We start from the raw sequence: 17,736 nt of genomic DNA on the forward strand, positions 1-17,736 counted from the left end.
GGTCAAGATCGCTACCCCGGCGTGGGCATCGTGCAAGTTGCAGGCGTAGGGACAGCGCCTGAGAGTGGCTCGGAGACTCCGTTACTCACGGGCCTTTCAGCGAAGGTCGGCTACCTTCCATTGCCTGTTCGGCTCTGCTGAAGGCTGAGGACAGGACGATGGGTAGATCACCCCTATGACACAGTTCAAGTCGACTTTTAGGCCACTGGGAAGCCCCCTGATTCGGGGTGTCTCGTGCTTTTTTCGCTGTTTGGGGTAAGTTATAAAGGGTGTTCACCTCGGCCGTCCTTCGGGACGGTGCCGGACAAAGAATACGGACGCTGTTCGCCCGTCGCTGCGGATGATACCGGGCGGGCTCATGGCCGACATCCCGGAGCCAGTTTCTACGGCAGTTCCAGCCGTAGATACTGTGTCGGACACTCACTCACCTCACGGCGAAGCAAGATCGACAACCCCCGCGTGGGCGTCATTCCAACTCCAGGCGTAGGGACAGTGCTTGGGTACGGCCTCGGACACTTGGGGGTACGTATCCCTGGGGGGCGTCACGGTAGGGATAGGACCGTTGACGCTCCTCGGACACACGCACTAGCTACACGCGGGCAGGCCGTCACGTCGATGGCCTGCTCTTTCGTTTGGTAGACCATCTTCAAGTCGAGCGCCCGGTACAGCCGGTTCAGGGCCGGTGGCTTGCGTTCGTCCAGCGTGCGGGCCACATCCCCGAGCGAATCGATCATCGCGTAGACCTCGGCGGGGTCGAGTTCGTCGCCGTCGCGGTGGTTGTCGATCTCCGCCTGAGCGGCTACGCGTTCGGCTTGGGCTTGGTTGATGGGCTCGACCAGGGCTGTGGGGTCCACGCCTGCGGCGATGGCGTCTTGCAGCTTGCGGAGCCTGCGTTCGGCGTCGGCCTTGCGGGCTTTGGCGTTGGCGACGTTCGGGGCGATGGCTACGCCTTTCTGTGCTCCCAGGAGTTCGGCGACGGTGGTGTCGATGTTGTCCGAGTGGAACAAGCGCCCCAGCCAGCCGTTCAGGGCCGTGGTGACGTGGTCCTCGCGCAGGTTGACCGTGCGAGGGTGGTCGAGCAGGAACGGGGAGCCAGGGGCGAGGTTGCGGTGTAGAGGGCGGGTGGCAGCACCCCGGGGGCCATGACGTCCATGCTGTGGTCCTAGACGGCGGCGACGACGGTCTCCCGGTCGATGCGGACCAAGCGCAGGTGGTCGCCGTTCTGGAACGACCCGACCAGCAGCCCGTCGCCGTCCGGGGTCACCACCTGCGGCTGCATCCCCAGCGGGTACTCGGGACCGCCCATGCGCGTCAGCGGCCGCAGGTCCCCGGTCGCGCGGTCGATGCCGGAGACGACGATCGAGCCGTCCTGCTCCACCAGCACGTGGAACGCCGGTTCGCTGGCGCGGTCGAGCAGGACGGTGGCCAGGTCGTCGGCCTGCTCCTGGTGCAGCACGGTCTCACCGGTGGCGATGTCGATCCGGAAGACGTCGATGTGGGTGGTCCGCCGGTTCATCGAGGCCAGCACGCTGCCGGACACCGACGGCAGCAGTTCGACGGCGGGCTCTTCAGGTGCGTCGAGGTCGACGCGGTGCAGGTGCCAGTCCTCGTTGCCGTCGGTGTCCTGCAGGTAGAGCATGAAGCGTGGGTGGTCGGTCCAGTAGGTGGTGTTCCCGCGGCGGGTGTCGGAGGTGACCGGAACGGCGTCGGCGTGGGTCTGGTCGATGCCGCGGACCCAGATGTTGCGCCGCCCGAGGTGCGGCGCGAGATCCGGGGTCGGGCGGATCGGCTGCTCGATCGGTCGCGTGGTGGCTGACGGATCGACCGACCGATCCGGTGGGACCCGCGCCTCCCCATACTCGGCGCGTGAGCGATTCCGCAGGCCCCGACGTGACCCAGAGACCCGAGTTCACCGGGCTGAGCGCGATGTACATCAACTGCACCCTCAACCGCTCCCCCGAGCGCAGCCACACCCAGGGCGTCATCGACCGCAGCGTGGCGATCATGGAGGCGAACGGGGTCGAGGTGGACCAGATCCGCGCCGTCGACCACGACATCGCCACCGGCGTCCGCCCGGACATGACCGAGCACGGGTGGGACTCCGACGAGTGGCCCGCGCTGCTGCCCCGGGTCCTGGCCGCGGACATCCTGGTCATCGCCGGATCGATCTGGCTCGGCGACAACAGCTCGGTGACCCGGCGGGTCATCGAGCGGCTCTACGGCTACTCCGGTGTGCTCAACTCCCGCGGCCAGTACGCGTACTACGGGCGCGTCGGTGGCTGCCTGCTCACCGGCAACGAGGACGGCCTCAAGCACTGCGCGATGAGCATCCTGTTCAGCCTGCAGCACATCGGGTTCACGATCCCGCCCCAGTCCGACGCGGGCTGGCTTGGCGAGGTCGGCCCAGGCCCGTCCTACCTCGACGAGGGCTCGGGCGGCCCGCAGAACGAATTCACCAACCGCAACATCGCGTTCATGACCTACAACCTGCTCCACGGCGCGTCGATGCTCCGAGCCGCCGGCGGAATCCCGGCCTACGGCAACCAGCGCACGGCGTGGGACGCAGGCACCCACCCCGACCACGCCAACCCGGAGTACCGCTGACCGGGCACGACAGCCGACCACGAGGAGAACTTGACATGATCGTCGTGACCGACAACCGCTCCGCGAACCGATTCGAGGCTCGCGACGGTGAGACCCTGGCCGGTTTCGCCCAGTACGCGCGCACGCCGGAGCTCCTCGCCTTCGTGCACACCGAGGTCGATCCCACCTTCGAAGGGCGTGGGGTCGGCTCGTCGCTGGCCCGCGAGGGCATCGCATCGGCGCAGGCGGAAGGGCTACGGGTGCTCGCGGTGTGCCCGTTCATCGCCGGCTGGCTGGCACGCCACCCGGAACTCGCGCACCTTGAGTACCGGGCCGCCAGCAAGGTCACGGACTGACGGCGCTTCCCACCTCCGCAAAGGACATGAAACCGATGACAACACCGTCGACGACGACCTGGCCGAGCCTGCGGGTCTCGGACTGGACCCCCACCCGCGACACCCTGCACATGTGGACCCAGATCGTGGGCAAGATCCGCATGGCGCACGCGCCGCTGCTCAACCACTGGTGGCAGGTGCCCCTCTACGTCAGCCCGCGCGGGTTGACGACGTCGGCCATCCCGTTCCGCGCGGGCGCCTTCGAGCTCGAGTTCGACTTCCTCGGCCACCAGCTCGAGGTCCGCAGCAGCGACGGCGGCACGCGGAGCGTCCCGCTCCGGCCGATGCCGGTCGCCGAGTTCTACGCCCGGGTCATGGCCGTGCTCGACGATCTCGGGATCGAAGCACCGATCCGACCGCACCCGAACGAGGTCGACCCGGCGATCCCGTTCGCCGAGGACCACACCCACGCCTCCTACGACGGCGAGGCGGCTGCCCTGTTCTGGCGGCAGCTGCTGCAGGCCAACCGGGTGATCGGCGAGTTCCGGTCGCACTTCGTCGGCAAGGTCAGCCCGGTGCACTTCTTCTGGGGCTCGTTCGACCTGGCCTGCACCCGCTTCTCCGGGCGGTCGGCCCCGCCGCACCCGGGCGGGGTGCCCAACTGCGGGGACTGGGTCATGGTCGAGGGCTACTCCCGGGAGCTGTCCAGCTGCGGGTTCTGGCCCGGCGGTGGCGAGGAAGGCGCCTTCTACTCCTACGCCTACCCCGCACCCGACGGGTTCGCCGACGCGCCGGTCGGACCCGACGGCGCGTATTTCAGCACGGAGCTCCAGCAGTTCCTGCTGCCCTACGGGGTCGCGCGCGCCGCCCCCGACCCCGACGGCGCGGTCGCCGAGTTCCTCCGCACCACCTACGAGGCCGCCGCGGACCTCGGGCGCTGGGACCGCGCCGCGCTGGAGGACGACCCCCTCCGGTGGGCGTGACCACCGCAGCGACGTACCACCTCCCCGCCCACGCACGAGAACGCTCCCAGGAGGGGCCTGAGCACCGTCAAGTTCGCGATCGTGTACTACTCCGCGACCGGCACCGTCGACGCGATGGCGCCCCACGCGGCCGAAGGTGCGGAGAAGGCCGGCGCCGAGGTCCGGCTGCGCCGGGTCGCCCGCCCGGCCACCACCGCAGAGCACGAAGCCACCGATGCCCAGGCCGCGCACGCCGAGGCCGCGCCGCAGACCCCGGCCGCCGAACCCGACGACATCGTGTGGGCGGACGCCGTCCTGTTCGGCTCCCCCACCCGCTACGGCAACATCGCCGGCCAGCTCAAGACCTTCATCGACTGCCTCGGCCCGCAGTGGGCCAGGGCCTGCTCGCCGACAAGGTCCACGCCGGGTTCACCGCCAGCCAGACGTTGCACGGCGGCCAGGAGTCGACGCTGCTCGCGCCGTACAACACGATCCACCACTTCGGCGGGATCGTCGTGGCTCCGGACTACACCGACCCCACGAAGTTCGTCGACGGCAACACCTACGGCGCCTCGCACGTCACCGGCGCGAACACCGTGGTCTCGCTACCCGACGCCGACATCGCCGCCCTGCACCACCCCGCCACCCGCGTCGTGACCGTCACCGGCAGTGCGCGGTGCGGGTCACCGTCCGGGACCTCGCCGTCATGGGCGCGACGCTGGCGTCCAGCCCGTCACCGGCAACCGGGTCGTTCCCGCCGACGTGGCGCGCCGGACGCCGGCGGTGATGGCAGGCTGCGGCATGTACGACGGCGGGCAACTGGCTGGTCCGGGTCGGCATCCCCGCCAAGAGCGGCGTGGCAGGCGGCCTGCTGGGAGCAATGCCGGGCCGGCACCTCCACGGTGACGCTGGACCTCACACGCGTCGACCGGTCCAGAGCCGTCACGTCCTTGGCGTGGAAGAGCTCGCGCATAGCCGTGAGCAGGATGTCCTTGTTCGACATGTCAGGCCTCCTGGAAGGTCCCGGCCAGCCGGTACAGCCTGCCGTCGAGCGTCACGGTCGAGTGCAGTGTGGAGTTGACCAGATCCTCGACGTGGACAACAGTCGCGCCGCCTGCCTCACGCCAGGAGACGAGGTACAGCTGCGGGCGGATCTCCACGATCTCGACGTCGACCGTCTCTCTGCGGCCGTCGGCCGTCATCCCGGCGCCGCTGGTCACGACGAACGTCATCCGCGTGTCGGATTCGGAGGTCAACCGCGCCTGCAGCTGACCGAGGTTCGCCGCGAACGTCTTGCCGACGAGCTGAACTGCCATGACTGGGCTTCTCCCTACGCGGTGGTCGGTGACACCCGGTAGAAGTACGGGCCGCCACCGTTCTGGGCGATCCCGATCAGCAGCGGGCCGATGTCCTCGATCTGGCGGGCCATCTCCAGCCCGCCGACGTGGATCGGTTCGAACCCGGCATCCCGGTTGAGCCGGTCGACAAGCTCGCGGATCTCCGGCTCCGCCGCCACCAGGTTGCCCGGGGGCGTCGCCTGCGCCGCCACCTTGGGGTACTCGGAGGCGAAGTTGGCGCTGAACGACTTCGCCACCGGGCCGCCCGTGAGGGACCGGACGAGGTGCGCGTTCGACTCGTGGCCGGGACTGCGCGGGCCGTAGACGTTGGTGGCGTCGACTGCAGGTTTGCCTGCGATGCCGGTGACCCGGGCGAGCGCGTCGGCGACTCCGTCGCCGGGAACGGCGATCACGAGGACATCCGCGTCGGTGCCGTCGCCGCCGGCGCGGCCCAGAGCGGTGACGGTGTGCCCGGCCGCGGTCCACAGCGCGGCGAGGCCGCCTCCGACGTTGCCTCGGCCAAGAACGGTGATCTTCACACGTGTTCCTTTCTCGCTCGCAGCGGCGAGCGTGTCGTCCGAGCCGCGTGCCGACAGTCGGCGAACATGTCGGAGGGCTCGCGGGAACGCTAGGAGGACCCCGGTCCGTGCAGGTCGGGTGCGCAATCGGTCATCGGCACACGGCCGGTCAGTCACCGGCCGCGCTGAGCCGTAGGCCCCCCGCGAAGTCGATCCGGGCCAGCTCGGCGCGGGAGGTGATACCCAACTTGGGGTAGACGTTGGCCAGGTGGTGGCCGACCGTGCGGGGGCTGATCAACAGCTGCGCCGCGATCTCCCGGTTCGTCAGGCGCTCCGCCGCCAGCCGCGCGACCCGCAGCTCCTGCGCGGTCAGCCCGGCTGCGTTCGCAGGATCGGGCTCGCGGGAGACGGCAGGCCGCTCGGTCAGGGCCTGCTCGCGCAGCGCCCGCATCCGCAGCGGTTGCGCACCGAGGCGGTCGAAGACCTGGGCTGCCTCGGCGAGCTGGAGCCGGGCGTCGGCCCGCCGGCGCGCGCGCCGCAGCCACTCCCCGTACAGCAGGCGGGTGCGGGCGTGCTCGACCGGATGTCCGCCCGCCCCCACGACATCGAGCGCGGCCCGGAAGGAAGTCTCGGCCGCTGGTGATCCACCGTGGACGAGGGCGCGGAGGCGGTGCCGGGCCGTGCGGGCCCAGGCCGCGTCCGTGCGCTGCGCCCACTCCTCCACCAGGACGACCTGAGCCTCGGCGACGTCAGCGTTCCCGATCTGCACCGCCGCCTCGGCGGTGTCCACGGCGCCGACCAGCGCGAAGACGGGGTGAGCGGCCTCGTGGCCGGGCTCGGCGAGACGCAGCAGGTCGTTCAGCGCCTCCTGGGGACGACCGTCGAACAGCGCCGCCCGTCCACGGCACCAGTACGCCCCCGCGCTGAGCGCCCGCACTCCGCGCGGAACCGAGACTTGCAGGACGCGGCTGGTGTGCTCGCTGACGGCGCGGGCGTCGCCCCGGGCGGCGGCCAACGCCGCGAGGGACGCGTGGCACTGCGTCGCCACGTGGTCCGCCCCGACCTCGACGGCCAGCAACAGCCCCTCGGCCGCCGCAGCCTCGGCGGCGTCCCACCTCCCCGCGTTGAGGTCGAGGATCGCGGTCTGCGCGAGCACCACGGCCAGCGCGGCGAGCTCGTGGCGCCGCCGCAGCTGCGCGGCCTGCACCCGCAGTACGTCGAGCAGCCCTTCCTCGAAGCCCCATGCCTGGACCAGCGGCACGGGCGGGAGCAGCTCCCACGCGGACGCACCGAGCCGAGCGACCGTGCCGCTGTCCAGGTGCAGGGGGGCCGGGGTGACCGAACCGGTCTCGTCGTAGCAGGACCACCAGCTGCGCAGCACGGGCATCAGCTCCGACAGCACGGGGTCGCCGTCGGTGTCCACGGCCCGCACCTGCTGCAGCGCCTCCTGCTGGAGGTCGGACCGACCGGCCGACCACGCGGCGCGGACCGCGACCGTGCCCAGCTCCACCGCGCGGCGGGTCCCGGGGACCACGGCCATGTCGCAGACCAGGTAGCGGTGGGCCCGTTCGGGCATGCCGTAGGCGAACTCGAGAATCCCGCGCAACCCGCCGCTCATCCGCGCGACGGCAGGCTCACCGCACAGGCGCTCGGCGTCCTCGAGCAGCTGCCGCGCTGCCTCGGCGTCACCGGCGCCCCAAGCGGCGCGGGCGGCAGCGGCCAGCCTGCGTCCGGCCGCAGGCAGCTCCGGTGAGAGCTCCGCCGCCCGCCGCAGCGTGCGCGCCGCCATCGGACCCGCACTCCGTTGCAGGCACTGCTCGGCGGCCTGCTCCAGCAGGGTGGCGACGTCCTCGTCCGGCCCCTCGGCGGCCGCCGCCAGGTGCCAGGCCCGTTCCGCGGTGGCATCCGCCGGCAGGGCGGCGGCCAGCGCCCGGTGCGCCGCCTGCCTCTCCAGGAAGGGTGCACCGTCGTAGACGGCCGCACGGATCAGCGGGTGCCGGAACTCCAGCCGGGCGCCCGAGGCGCGGATCAGACCGGAGTGCAGGGCCTCGTCCCAGGCGGCCGTGTCCACCCCCCAGCCTGCCCCGGCGCGGTGCACGACGTGCCGGTCGCCCCGGTCCTCGGCGGCGGCCAGCAGCAGCAACGCCCGGGTCGGCGGCTTCAGGGCCTCGACCCGCACGCAGAACGCCCGCAGCAACCGCGGCCCGACCGGCACCGGTCCCCCGGACGGCAGGAGGGGCGAATCGCCAGAGGTCTCGCGATCGAGGGTGGGCAGCTCTTGCAGCGCCAACGGGTTGCCCCCCGCCGCCCGGACCGCCTGGTCGACCAGCGCCTCGTCGGCGTCCGGGACGACGGCGGCGACCAGCCTGCGCGCGTCGACATCGGCCAGGCCTGCGACCTGCAGCGCAGGCAGTCCCTCCCACGGCCCCGTGGCGGGACGCTCGTGCCCGGTCAGGAGCACCACGACCGGGTCGGTCCGCACTCGTCGCGCGACGAAGCCCAGGCAGTGTGCGGTGGCCTCGTCGATCCACTGGGCGTCGTCCACCACGACGAGCACCGGACGTTCCCGGGCCAGACCGGAGACCAGCGACAGCACAGCCGCTCCGATGAGGAACCGGTTGGCCGGGTCCAGGCTCATCCCCAGCGCACCGCGCAGCGCCGCGGCCTGCGGAGCGGGGAGCGTCTCCAGCCGGTCCACCACCGGCCACAGCAGCTCGTGCAGCGTCGCGAACGCGAGGCCTGCCTCCATCCGGGTGCCCCGGCACCGCAGCACCGTGGCCTCGGACGCCGCCTCGACGACGTACTCGATCAGCGCGGTCTTGCCGATTCCCGGATCACCCCACAGCACGAGCGCGGAACCCGCGCCCCCCGCCGCCCGATCCAGCAGCCCGTCGAGGGCTGCCGTCTCGACGCGCCGCCCGAACAACTCCATGTCCACTCCAGATCGTCGCGCCGGGCCGCCTGCGTGCTGCCGAGGCTCCCGGCAGGTCGGCTCCCCCGCCGGACTCGACCCCATCGAGGAGGCGGTGTCATCCATCGTTGTCGGGGAGCCGTTCGAGGACCCGGTCGAGCGCGGCTCCGATGACGTCGAGCTCGGTGCCGGTGAGCGCGCCGAGGAAGTGCCGCCGGACGGCGACGACGTGCGCGGGAGCGGCGGCGGCGATGGCCATCCGGCCCGCGTCGGTGAGCCGGACCATCGAACCGCGCGCGTCCTCACCGCACTCCTCACGGGCGACCATGCCGCGCTTCTCCATGCGGGTGACCTGATGGGAGACCCGACTGCGCTCCCAGCCGACCACCCGGCCGAGGTCACGCGCCCGCAACACCCCGCCCGGGGCCTCCGACAGCGGCACCAACAGGGTGTACTCCGCTCCCGACAGCCCCGCTTCCTGCATCAACTGACGCTCCAGCACCGCGGTCAGCCGCTGCTGCAAGCCGATCATCCCGCGCCACGCACGCGCCTCCCGCTCGTCGAGCCAGCGCGTGTCACCCACGCGCCGAGCCTACCAGTGATGTTGACGCGTCACTCATTCCGCACACCCGCCCACCCGATCGACCCGCTGCGAGGAGACAGGCCATGAGCACCACGAAAACCGGACTCGATGCGTTGCCGACCCCGCAGGAGAGCGTCCTCCTGCTGGTCGACCACCAGCCGTTCCAGTTCGCCAACCTCAACAGCCACGAGCCGACGCTGGTCGTCAACAACGTCGCCGGGCTCGCGAAGACCGCCAAGCGTTCGACATCCCCACGATCCTGACCACAGTCCTCGAAGAGCGCGGCGGCCACCTGATCCCAGGGCTGCAGGACGTCGTCCCCGACCAGAAGCCGATCAACCGGACGTTCATCAACACCCGGGAGGACTCTGCGGCGGCTCGGGGAGCTCCGCCCCCGCGGATGACCGAGGGCATCGTCGACGCCCACCTGGCCGCCGGGAACGGGGCGGCCGGGCCGGTGCGGGAGGGGTGGATCACGGCCCTGTGCGTGGTGATCGACTCGTGAGTCGGGATGCGACCGACCGGACCGGCGCCGCTGTGACGATCGCATGAGGAACGACCACACTCCGCGGGCCCGCTCGACTGGAACCGACGCCGCGCACGCAGGCGCGCCCCTCGGCGGGCGGCGGCCGCCTGGGACCCGAGCGTCCGGCAGCGGAGCGCCCTCGACCGCTTGCGCGCCCAGGAGGCCGTTCACGATTCCGCCCTCCTGCCGCTGCGCTACTCCCGGATGGCGCACTCGCCGTGGACCTACCTGCGCGGCGCCGGACTCGGGACTGACGGTGCAGATGTGCGGCGACGCCCACGTCCTGAACTTCGGGCTGTGGGCCTCGCCCGAGCGCCAGCTGCTCTTCGACGTCCGCGACTTCGACGAAACCCTGCCGAGGCCCTTCGAGTGGGACCTCAAGCGCCTCACGACCAGCCTCCACGTGCTCGCGGACGCGGAACGGCTCACCCGCGGGTGCGGTGAGGACGCCGTGGTCGCCGCGGTCGAGGGCTACCGCACGGCGATGGTCGGCTACTCGCGGATGGGCGAGCTGGACCTCCCGTCCGACGTGCCGCTTCGCGGCCTCACCTCGGAGTTCGCCGAGGCCACGCTGCGCGCCGTCGAGAAGCAGTCGCGGAAGCGGACGCGCCACGGGGCCGCCCGGCGGCTCGTCTCCGACGAGGACGGGCCGCCGACGATGCGTGGCCGGCACACACGGCGACGGTGACGACCGATCGACCGGCCGATCCGGCGAGGGCCGCAGCGCCCGACACTGGACCCCGTGGTGCTGGAGGTCGACCGGGGCAGGCGGCCGGTGACATGACCGGCGGCCGCCCCGCTGCTTCTGTTGACGTATCATCATTTCCGACGGTGCTTGCACGTGCACCGACGAAGACACCCAGGAGCCACCCGATGAGCGACCTCGCGTTCGGCCTCGACACCTTCGGCGATGTGCCCGAAGACGACTCCGGCGCCCTCGTCTCCCACGCCGAGGCGATCCGCCAGGTCGTCACCGAGGCGACGCTCGCCGACGAGCTCGGCGTCGACGCCATCACCCTCGGCGAGCACCACCGACCCGACTACGCGATCTCCACGCCCGAGACCGTGCTCGCCGGCATCGCCTGCCGCACCTCCCGCATCCGGCTGGGCTCCGGCGTCACCGTGCTCAGCTCCGACGACCCCGTGCGCGTCTTCCAGCGCTTCGCCACCCTCGACGCCATCTCCTCGGGCCGCGCGGAGGTGATCCTCGGGCGCGGCTCGTTCACCGAGTCGTTCCCCTTGTTCGGCTACGACCTCGCCGACTACGAGGTGCTCTTCGAGGAGAAGCTCGAGCTGTTCGTCCAGCTCCTCGACGAGAAGCCCGTCACGTGGGCCGGCACCGTGCGCGCCCCGCTCGAGCACGCCGACGTGTACCCCAAGACCGACTCCGGGCGCCTGACCACCTGGGTCGGCGTCGGCGGCTCGCCGCAGTCGGTCATCCGCACCGCCCGCCACGGCCTGCCGCTCATGCTCGCCGTCATCGGCGGCGCGCCCGCCCGGTTCACCCCGCTCATCGAGCTCTACCAGCGCGCCACCGACCGCCTCGGCACCACGGCGTGGCCCGTTGGCATGCACTCACCCGGCTTCATCGCCGACACCGACGACGAGGCCAAGCAGCTCCACTACCCCCGCTACAAGGTCCTGCACGACCGCATCGGCGCCCTGCGCGGTTGGCCACCGCTGCGCCGGGAGGACTACGCCGCCGAGGTCGAGCACGGCTCGATGTACGTCGGCTCTCCGGAGGCCGTCGCCCGAAAGATCGCCCGGTCCGTCCGCACACTCGGCGTCGGCCGGTTCGACATGATCTACACCGGCGGCTCGCAGCCGATGAGCGCCCGCCTGCGGAGCGTCGAGCTTTACGGCTCCAAGGTCATCCCGATGGTCCGCGACATCCTCGCCGAGACGGCGTGAACACCGGCGTCCGGAAATCCACCGTCGCGATCCTGGGAGCAGGCAAGGTCGGCACCGTGCTCGCGCGGCTCGCCGTCGCGGCGGGCTACCGCGTGCTCGTCGGTGGATCGGGCGACCCGGCGAAGATCGCGCTCATCGTCGAGGTCGTCACGCCCGGCGCGACCGCCACGACCGCCGCCGAGGCGGCCGAGCAGGCCGACGTCGTCGTCCTCGCCCTCCCCCTCGGCAAGCACCGCACCGTCCCCGCCGACGCGCTGCGCGGCAAGCTCGTCGTCGACGCGATGAACTACTGGTGGGAGACCGACGGCATCCGCGACGACCTCACCGACCCGCGCACCTCCTCCAGCGAGGTCGTGCAGGCCTTCCTGCCCGACGCTCGGGTGGTCAAGGCGTTCAACCACATGGGCTACCACGACATCGAGGACGGGGCCCGTCCCGCCGCGACGCCCGGTCGCAAGGCGCTCGCGATCGCAGGCGACGATGCAGCGGACGTCGCCGCGGTCGCCGAGCTCGTCGACGCGCTCGGCTTCGACCCCGTCGTCGCAGGCCCGCTCGCCGAAGGCGTCCGCTTCGAACCCGGCGCCGAGCTGTTCGGTGCGAACGTCGAAGCTGACGAGGTCCGTGCCATGCTCGAGCGCTTCCCCTGCTCGCCGCGCGGCCGTGCCGTCGCGCGAGCCCGCTCGACCGAATCCGACGAAGCCGCCGGGGAAGCCATCGGGTGAGCAACACCGGAACGGTCCCGGTCGAGCGGCGCACCCGGCAACGGCGGGGTCGAGATCGTTCTCGCTCCGCAGGACCGCACGACGCTCGCCGCCGACCCCCTGTACGTCGACGCCATCGTCGGACGCTTCTCGCCTGCGGTTGACCGAGCGCCTGGTTCGACGACCATCCGAGTTCGTCGAGCACGGACTCGAAGGCGGGTGTCCCTTCGCTCGGGGCGAGGTGGTCACCACGGGACCGGGCCGGGACGCTGCCCGCCTCTCCGGCGGCGTTCGCGAGAACGCGGCGCGAGCGGGCGGGACGGTCCGACCGTCCCTGCGGTGGACCGCTACGGGCGACCGCCGTGCGGGACATCCACCCGGGTGGTCAGCAGCCGGGACTCGCGGGTCGCCGCTCGGGCGGCGGCATCGAAGTCGGGCGATGCGCAGAGGAACAGGGTCCGACCGTCGTCGCCTCCTAGCATGCAGGCGAAGACACCACTGTCGACCTGGATCTCGTCGACGATGTCCCCACCCTCCTTCACCCGGATCACTTTGCCGCTCAGCGCGTCCGCGACCCACAGGGCACCCTCGGCGTCGAGGCAGCATCCGTCGGGCGCGACCTCCACCTGGCCCAGGACGGAGGCGAGGTCCGGGCCGGTCGGCACGTCACCGAACGTCGCCCAGACCCGCCGATTGACGAGAGCACCGCTGTCGTCGATGTCGAAGGCGGTTACCCGGTTCGCGAACGTCTCAGCGACGATCAGCACGTTGTCGTCGGTGATGACGCAGCCGTTCGGGAAATGCAGGCCGCTCGCGGCCTCGCTGACGGTCCCGTTCGGCTCGACCCGGGTGATGGTCGTGGTGGCGGGGTCCGCACCGACATGCAGGTCGAAGCCGAAGTCACCCACGTAGGCACGACCGGTCGAGTCCACCACCATGTCGTTGAGGTTGCCGCCGGCGTGCTTGCTCAGGTCGGCGTGGACGACCACCTGTCCGTCGTGCTCGCGGCGCAGCAGGGTGTGGTCCCGCGCGGAGACCACAATCAGGCGGCCGTCGGGGAGCCAGCCCAGCCCGCCCGGCTGGTTCGGCACCTCGAGCTCGGTCGTCAGACCGGAACCGTCCTCGGCCGAGGACAGCACCCGGTTGGTGTAGAAGTCGGAGAACCAGATGCGACCGTCGTGCCACCGGGGGCATTCGGTGAACGACATTCCGGTGACGATCGTGGTCAACGCGCTCACGTGTCGGCCCCTCTTGTTGTTGCGACTGACGAGTTGTTGGCTTGCTTCGGGTTCACGAGCACCGTATTCGACCGATGGGCAGAGCGATACGGGACCGGTACGCGCATGACCGGATTTCCTGGGGGCCGGTCGTGCCGACTCACCGAGGAGCGGTCGGTTCGCCGGTGAACCGCACATCGGACCATCCTCGGTAGCGGCCGTGGACAGCGGCTGCCGCCACGCAGACCAGCGAGGCCGCCGAGTGCGCCAGGAACGGCGCCACTGAAAGCGTGTTCGAGAAGATCAACTTGCAGGAGTGAGTCTGCGTCGTTGCTGCCGGACAGCCTGACGATCCCTGTCGTCCGTAGCGCCGAGCTGCGGCCGTACCGGTCACCGTTGTCGCCGGATCAGGACAGAGGAAGTTGACCCCGCCGCCGGAGCGCGTGGGCATAACGGTCGATACCCCCTCGGCCACTTGGGGATACGTATCCCCGTGGGGCGTCACGGTAGGGATAGGACCGTTGATGCTCCTCGGACCCAAGCGACACGAAGAGGGCGACCAGGCAATCTTCGCCGCCGTTCTCAACACGATCTCAGGCAACTGAGGTTATCCCCTTGGATCGATCACCCTGATCCCAGACAACGCTCTGAGCGAGGGATGCTCCCCGTGTCAGGCAGGTCGAAGTACCCCGAGCCGTTCCGCAGGGACGCTGTGGACTTGGCCCGTTCGTCGGAGGGTGGCACCTCGGGGCCGCGGGTCACCGTGCTCTGTCCGCGTGCTCCACCAGCGGATCGCTCGCTGTGCGCCAGTGGTCGGTGAACCGCCGGTAGGCGGGGGAATCCGCGCGTAGGTCGTCGTGGGTGCCGATGGCCGTAGCGGGTCCGTCGAGGTAGAGGACACGGTCGGCGCGCAGGGGGGACGCGGGTCGGTGGGCGATGACGACCAGGGTCGTGGCGCGGGCCGAGAAGGCGCGCTCCACCCGGGCCTCCGCGTCCGGGTCCAAGTGGCAGGTGGCCTCGTCGAGCACCGTGCACGGCGCGTCGGCGAGGTAGGCGCGGGTGGCGACGAGCAGTTGCCGCTCGCCCGCGGACAGGGTGTCGGGGACCGCGGCGTCCAGGCCGCCCAGTCGGGTCAGCAGGTCGGACGAGCCGATGGCGTGCGCCGCCGACACGATGTCCGCCTCGTTCGCGGTGGGGCGGAGGTAGGTGAGGTTCTCCCGCACCGTGCCCGCCACGACGTACGGGTCCTGCGGCACCAGGAGCACCGGTGACACCGATCCGCCCGCCAGGGTGATCCGCCCCCGCGACGGCGGCAGCAGCCCCGCCACCAACTCGGCCAGCGACGACTTGCCCGTGCCCGTGGGTCCGACCACCGCCACGTGCTCCCCCGCCGCGACCCGCACCGACAGCCCGTCGACCACCGGCTGCGCGTGCGGCCCGTGCCGGAACCCGACGTCCGTCAGCACCAGGTCACCGCCCGGCCCGCGCTCCCGGCCCGGCGGCACCGGCCGGTCGTGCGCCGCGATCCGGCCGAGCACCGCGGCGAACTCCAGTCCCAGGTTCCCCACGGCTTCCACGATCGTCCGCGTCACCGGCTCCACCGTGACCACCAGGTACGTCGCCGCTCCCACCAGGGTTCCCGGCGTCACCGCGCCCGACGACAGCAGCAGCGGCGAGCCGAGCAGCAGGGCCAGCAGCGGCAGCCGGGCGGGTACGGCGAACGCGCCGATCCGCCCCGCCGCCGCGGTGGCGACCCTGCCCCGCGCCACGACCTGCGCGCGCAGCAGGTCGTCGACCTCCGCCGCCGCGCGCCCGGTGGCCCCGCACGCCACCACGTCGCGCAGCCCCTCCAGGGTCCGGCCCACGCCCTCGGCCAGCCGCTCCTCCACGGTCAGCGCCTCCTCGTACCGCGCCTTCCACACCCGGGTCACCGGTACCAGCGCCACCGCCCCCAACACCAGGCACGGCACGGTCACCACCAGCGCCACGGGCACCAGCATCGCCAGGCCCGCCACCGCCGCGGCCAGGCTGAACAGCACCGTCCGCGCCACCACCAGCAGGCTCCCGGCGAGCACCCGCACCGTCTCGACCTGCCGGGTGACCCGCGCCGCCCCACCCGCGCCACCCGGTCGGTCGGACGACACCGCCGCCACCAGGGCCCCGTGAACGGCGGACTCCACCACCCGGTCCCGCAGGCCCTCCACCAGCACCGCGGTCGGCCGCACCGCCTGCCGCCCGGCCAGCGCGCCCACCACCGCCACGCACGCCTGCACCGCGAGGAAGGCCACCCCCGAGGCGGGCGACCCGGCCAGGAACCCCCGGTCCAGGGCCGCCGCGACCAGTTGGCCGGACAGCAGCACCGGCAGTGCCTCCACCGCCGCGCACCCGGCGAGCAGCACCAACTCCCGCCGGTGCTCCCGCAGCAGCGGGGTGACGAACCGCCGCACCCCACTCACGCCAGCACCGCCCGGTACGCCGGGTCGCGGACCAGCTCCGCGTGCGCCGCCACCGCGCGCAGGCTCCCGTTCTCCAGCCAGGCGACGGCATCGGCCCGTTCCGCTGTGGACAGGCTGCGCGTGACCACCACCGTCGTCACCCCCCGCACCCGCTCGGCGAGCGCCTCGTCCACGGCCGAGGCGGTGGCCGGGTCCACGGCCGACGTCGCCTCGTCCAGCACCAGCACCCGGGCGTCCCGGCTCAACGCCCGCGCCAGTCCGAGCCGCTGGTGTTCCCCTCCGGAGAGCGGGAGGTCCGCGACCGGTGTCGCCGCCCCCAGCGGCAACCGGTCGACGACGTGGTCGACGACCGCCACCCGCAACGCCGAGCGGACCGCGGCGGGTGGCGGTGGGTCATCGGCGTACCCCACGGCATCGGCGACCGTGGTTCCCAGCAGCACCGCCTTCGGGAACGCGTGCGCGATCACCCGGGTGAGGTCCGACCGGTCCACATCAGACAACAGGACCCCGTCCAGGGAGACGGAACCGCGGTCAGGGGCGACCAGGCCGCCCGCCACCGCGGCGAGGGTCGACTTGCCGGAGCCGGAGGCGCCGACGACCGCCACGGTCGAGCCAGCGGCCACCACCAGGTCCACATCCCGCAGGACCGACCCGACACCGACACCGCGCAGCCGGAGTTCACCGGGGCCGGGTGGGATCCGCGCTGTCCCCGCCGGGGGTGGCGGCAGCGCGAGCAACCCGGCCAGGCCCGCGGCCGAGGCATGCACCTGGGCCAGCCGCCCGACCAGCGCGCTCTGCCGGAGCAACCCCAGGGCGAGCGCCAGGTACCCCACGACCCCCAGCACGTCGCCGGGGGTCAGCCTGCCCGCCGCGAGGCCGAAGCCCGCGGTGGCCAGGGCGGCCAGCTGCACCAGCGGTGTCAGCAGGCCCAGCTGCCAGCCCACGCCGCGCTGCGCCGCCCAGAATCGCGCGCCGTGGCGCCGCAGCGCGGCCGTCGGGCGCAACACGCGCTCGACCTCCCCCGCCGTCGTGCCCGCCGCGCGGATGGTGCGGGCCCCGCGCACCGCCGCCGCCAGCAGGGCGGTGATCTCGGACTGGGCGCGCTGGTAGCCGCCGGTGGTCGCCACGACCCGGCCGACGAAGCGCCGGGTCAGCCACCACACCGGCGGGGTGGCCAGCGCGACGACCGCGGCGACGCGCACGTCGACGAGCACCAGCGCGACCAGGCCGCCCACGGAGGTGGCGAACGAGGTGAACCCCGCCGTCACCGCGGGCACCACCCCCGAGGCGACGGCCGCGGACTCCACGACCCGGCCCAGCGCGTCGGCGGGCGCGGTGGCGGGCCCCAGCCGCAGCACGTGCCGCACGGCCCGGTCGCGCAGCCGCCGTGCGGCGAGGGCGGCGGTCCTGGCCTCCGCGACCTCCCGCGCCGCCTCGACCGCCGTCACCGCCACGAGCGCGGCGACCGCGGGCAGCACGGCCCACGGCACCGCCCCGGCCGAGGCCAGCACGGCGTCCAGCGCCGCGCCGAGCGCCGCGGGCAGCAGCAGCCGGGACGCGGCGTCGCAGCCGGCCGCGCCGACCAGCGCGGCCGTCCAGCGACCGCCCGCGCGCGCGGCGTCGAGCAGCAACCGCGTCGCCGACATGTGGCCTCCTGACCTGGGTCCGGTCCTGGGAACGGGAACGCGCGGCCGGG

The 17,736-nt window shown here is 72.3% G+C and carries 17 protein-coding genes and 1 pseudogene; 9 read left to right on the forward strand and 9 right to left on the reverse strand.

Annotated elements, in window-relative coordinates; genetic code table 11:
• Window positions 1–542: 542 nt before the first annotated feature.
• Window positions 543–1,007, reverse strand: a complete 465-nt coding sequence (locus tag GCL84_RS21415; RefSeq protein ID WP_156757295.1) for a hypothetical protein — start codon at window positions 1,005–1,007, stop codon at window positions 543–545.
• Between the two features lie 155 nt (window positions 1,008–1,162).
• Entirely contained in the window at window positions 1,163–1,639 is a 477-nt protein-coding gene (locus tag GCL84_RS21420; RefSeq protein ID WP_156757296.1) for a lactonase family protein, read from the reverse strand.
• A gap of 287 nt (window positions 1,640–1,926) precedes the next feature.
• Between GCL84_RS21420 and GCL84_RS21425 the strand changes: the two genes are divergently transcribed.
• The 5 genes and pseudogenes from GCL84_RS21425 to GCL84_RS31055 form a co-directional block, all read left to right on the forward strand.
• Window positions 1,927–2,604 (forward strand): flavodoxin family protein, encoded by a 678-nt coding sequence (locus GCL84_RS21425; protein WP_156757342.1) that lies wholly within the window; start codon window positions 1,927–1,929, stop codon window positions 2,602–2,604.
• Between the two features lie 35 nt (window positions 2,605–2,639).
• The gene (locus GCL84_RS21430; protein ID WP_156757297.1) at window positions 2,640–2,939 is read left to right on the forward strand and encodes a GNAT family N-acetyltransferase; all 300 of its coding nucleotides are present in this window, start codon (window positions 2,640–2,642) and stop codon (window positions 2,937–2,939) included.
• Between the two features lie 35 nt (window positions 2,940–2,974).
• Complete coding sequence (locus GCL84_RS21435; protein WP_156757298.1) at window positions 2,975–3,901, forward strand: DUF5996 family protein; 927 nt, start codon at window positions 2,975–2,977, stop codon at window positions 3,899–3,901.
• 114 nt (window positions 3,902–4,015) lie between these two features.
• Entirely contained in the window at window positions 4,016–4,537 is a 522-nt protein-coding gene (locus tag GCL84_RS30235) for a flavodoxin family protein (protein ID WP_235926550.1), read from the forward strand.
• 163 nt (window positions 4,538–4,700) lie between these two features.
• A pseudogene (locus tag GCL84_RS31055) lies at window positions 4,701–4,961 on the forward strand (hypothetical protein); the annotation flags it as partial.
• Here GCL84_RS31055 and GCL84_RS30240 read toward each other — a convergent pair.
• The 4 genes from GCL84_RS30240 to GCL84_RS21455 all read right to left on the reverse strand — a co-directional run bounded on the left by GCL84_RS30240 (window position 4,885) and on the right by GCL84_RS21455 (window position 9,229).
• Complete coding sequence (locus GCL84_RS30240; RefSeq protein ID WP_235926539.1) at window positions 4,885–5,196, reverse strand: MoaF-related domain-containing protein; 312 nt, start codon at window positions 5,194–5,196, stop codon at window positions 4,885–4,887. The pseudogene GCL84_RS31055 and the gene GCL84_RS30240 overlap by 77 nt on opposite strands.
• A gap of 14 nt (window positions 5,197–5,210) precedes the next feature.
• A complete protein-coding gene (locus tag GCL84_RS21445; RefSeq protein ID WP_156757299.1) occupies window positions 5,211–5,756 on the reverse strand; it encodes an NADPH-dependent F420 reductase in 546 nt (181 codons plus the stop codon).
• 148 nt (window positions 5,757–5,904) lie between these two features.
• Window positions 5,905–8,667: an ATP-binding protein gene (locus GCL84_RS21450; RefSeq protein ID WP_156757300.1), complete on the reverse strand. Its 2,763-nt coding sequence runs from the start codon at window positions 8,665–8,667 to the stop codon at window positions 5,905–5,907.
• A 97-nt stretch (window positions 8,668–8,764) separates the two neighbouring features.
• Window positions 8,765–9,229 carry a MarR family winged helix-turn-helix transcriptional regulator gene (locus tag GCL84_RS21455; RefSeq protein WP_156757301.1) on the reverse strand — a complete coding sequence of 155 codons (465 nt, stop codon included), beginning with the start codon at window positions 9,227–9,229 and terminating at the stop codon, window positions 8,765–8,767.
• Window positions 9,230–9,312: 83 nt separating this feature from the next.
• Here GCL84_RS21455 and GCL84_RS29450 point away from each other — a divergent pair, with 83 nt between their 5' ends.
• The 4 genes from GCL84_RS29450 (at window position 9,313) to GCL84_RS21475 (ending at window position 12,388) form a co-directional block, all read left to right on the forward strand.
• Window positions 9,313–9,492, forward strand: coding sequence for a cysteine hydrolase family protein (locus GCL84_RS29450; protein WP_197523416.1), 180 nt, complete (start codon window positions 9,313–9,315; stop codon window positions 9,490–9,492).
• A gap of 285 nt (window positions 9,493–9,777) precedes the next feature.
• Window positions 9,778–10,443: a DUF2252 family protein gene (locus GCL84_RS31060; RefSeq protein ID WP_407924417.1), complete on the forward strand. Its 666-nt coding sequence runs from the start codon at window positions 9,778–9,780 to the stop codon at window positions 10,441–10,443.
• Window positions 10,444–10,628: 185 nt separating this feature from the next.
• Entirely contained in the window at window positions 10,629–11,666 is a 1,038-nt protein-coding gene (locus tag GCL84_RS21470; RefSeq protein WP_156757302.1) for an LLM class flavin-dependent oxidoreductase, read from the forward strand.
• Complete coding sequence (locus GCL84_RS21475; RefSeq protein WP_156757303.1) at window positions 11,663–12,388, forward strand: NADPH-dependent F420 reductase; 726 nt, start codon at window positions 11,663–11,665, stop codon at window positions 12,386–12,388. The genes GCL84_RS21470 and GCL84_RS21475 overlap by 4 nt, the downstream gene beginning before the upstream one ends.
• A 326-nt stretch (window positions 12,389–12,714) precedes the next feature.
• On the opposite strand, the gene GCL84_RS21480 is transcribed toward GCL84_RS21475, so the two are convergent.
• The 3 genes from GCL84_RS21480 to GCL84_RS30705 all read right to left on the reverse strand — a co-directional run bounded on the left by GCL84_RS21480 (window position 12,715) and on the right by GCL84_RS30705 (window position 17,686).
• On the reverse strand, window positions 12,715–13,605 hold the full coding sequence (locus GCL84_RS21480; RefSeq protein WP_235926540.1) for an SMP-30/gluconolactonase/LRE family protein: 891 nt from the start codon (window positions 13,603–13,605) through the stop codon (window positions 12,715–12,717).
• Window positions 13,606–14,342: 737 nt separating this feature from the next.
• Window positions 14,343–16,040, reverse strand: a complete 1,698-nt coding sequence (locus GCL84_RS21485; protein ID WP_156757304.1) for an ATP-binding cassette domain-containing protein — start codon at window positions 16,038–16,040, stop codon at window positions 14,343–14,345.
• Entirely contained in the window at window positions 16,037–17,686 is a 1,650-nt protein-coding gene (locus GCL84_RS30705; RefSeq protein ID WP_156757305.1) for an ATP-binding cassette domain-containing protein, read from the reverse strand. Before GCL84_RS30705 ends, GCL84_RS21485 begins: the two co-directional genes overlap by 4 nt.
• Window positions 17,687–17,736: the final 50 nt, after the last annotated feature.

This window comes from Actinokineospora pegani, assembly GCF_009745975.1.
Taxonomy (GTDB): Bacteria; Actinomycetota; Actinomycetes; order Mycobacteriales; family Pseudonocardiaceae; genus Actinokineospora; species Actinokineospora pegani.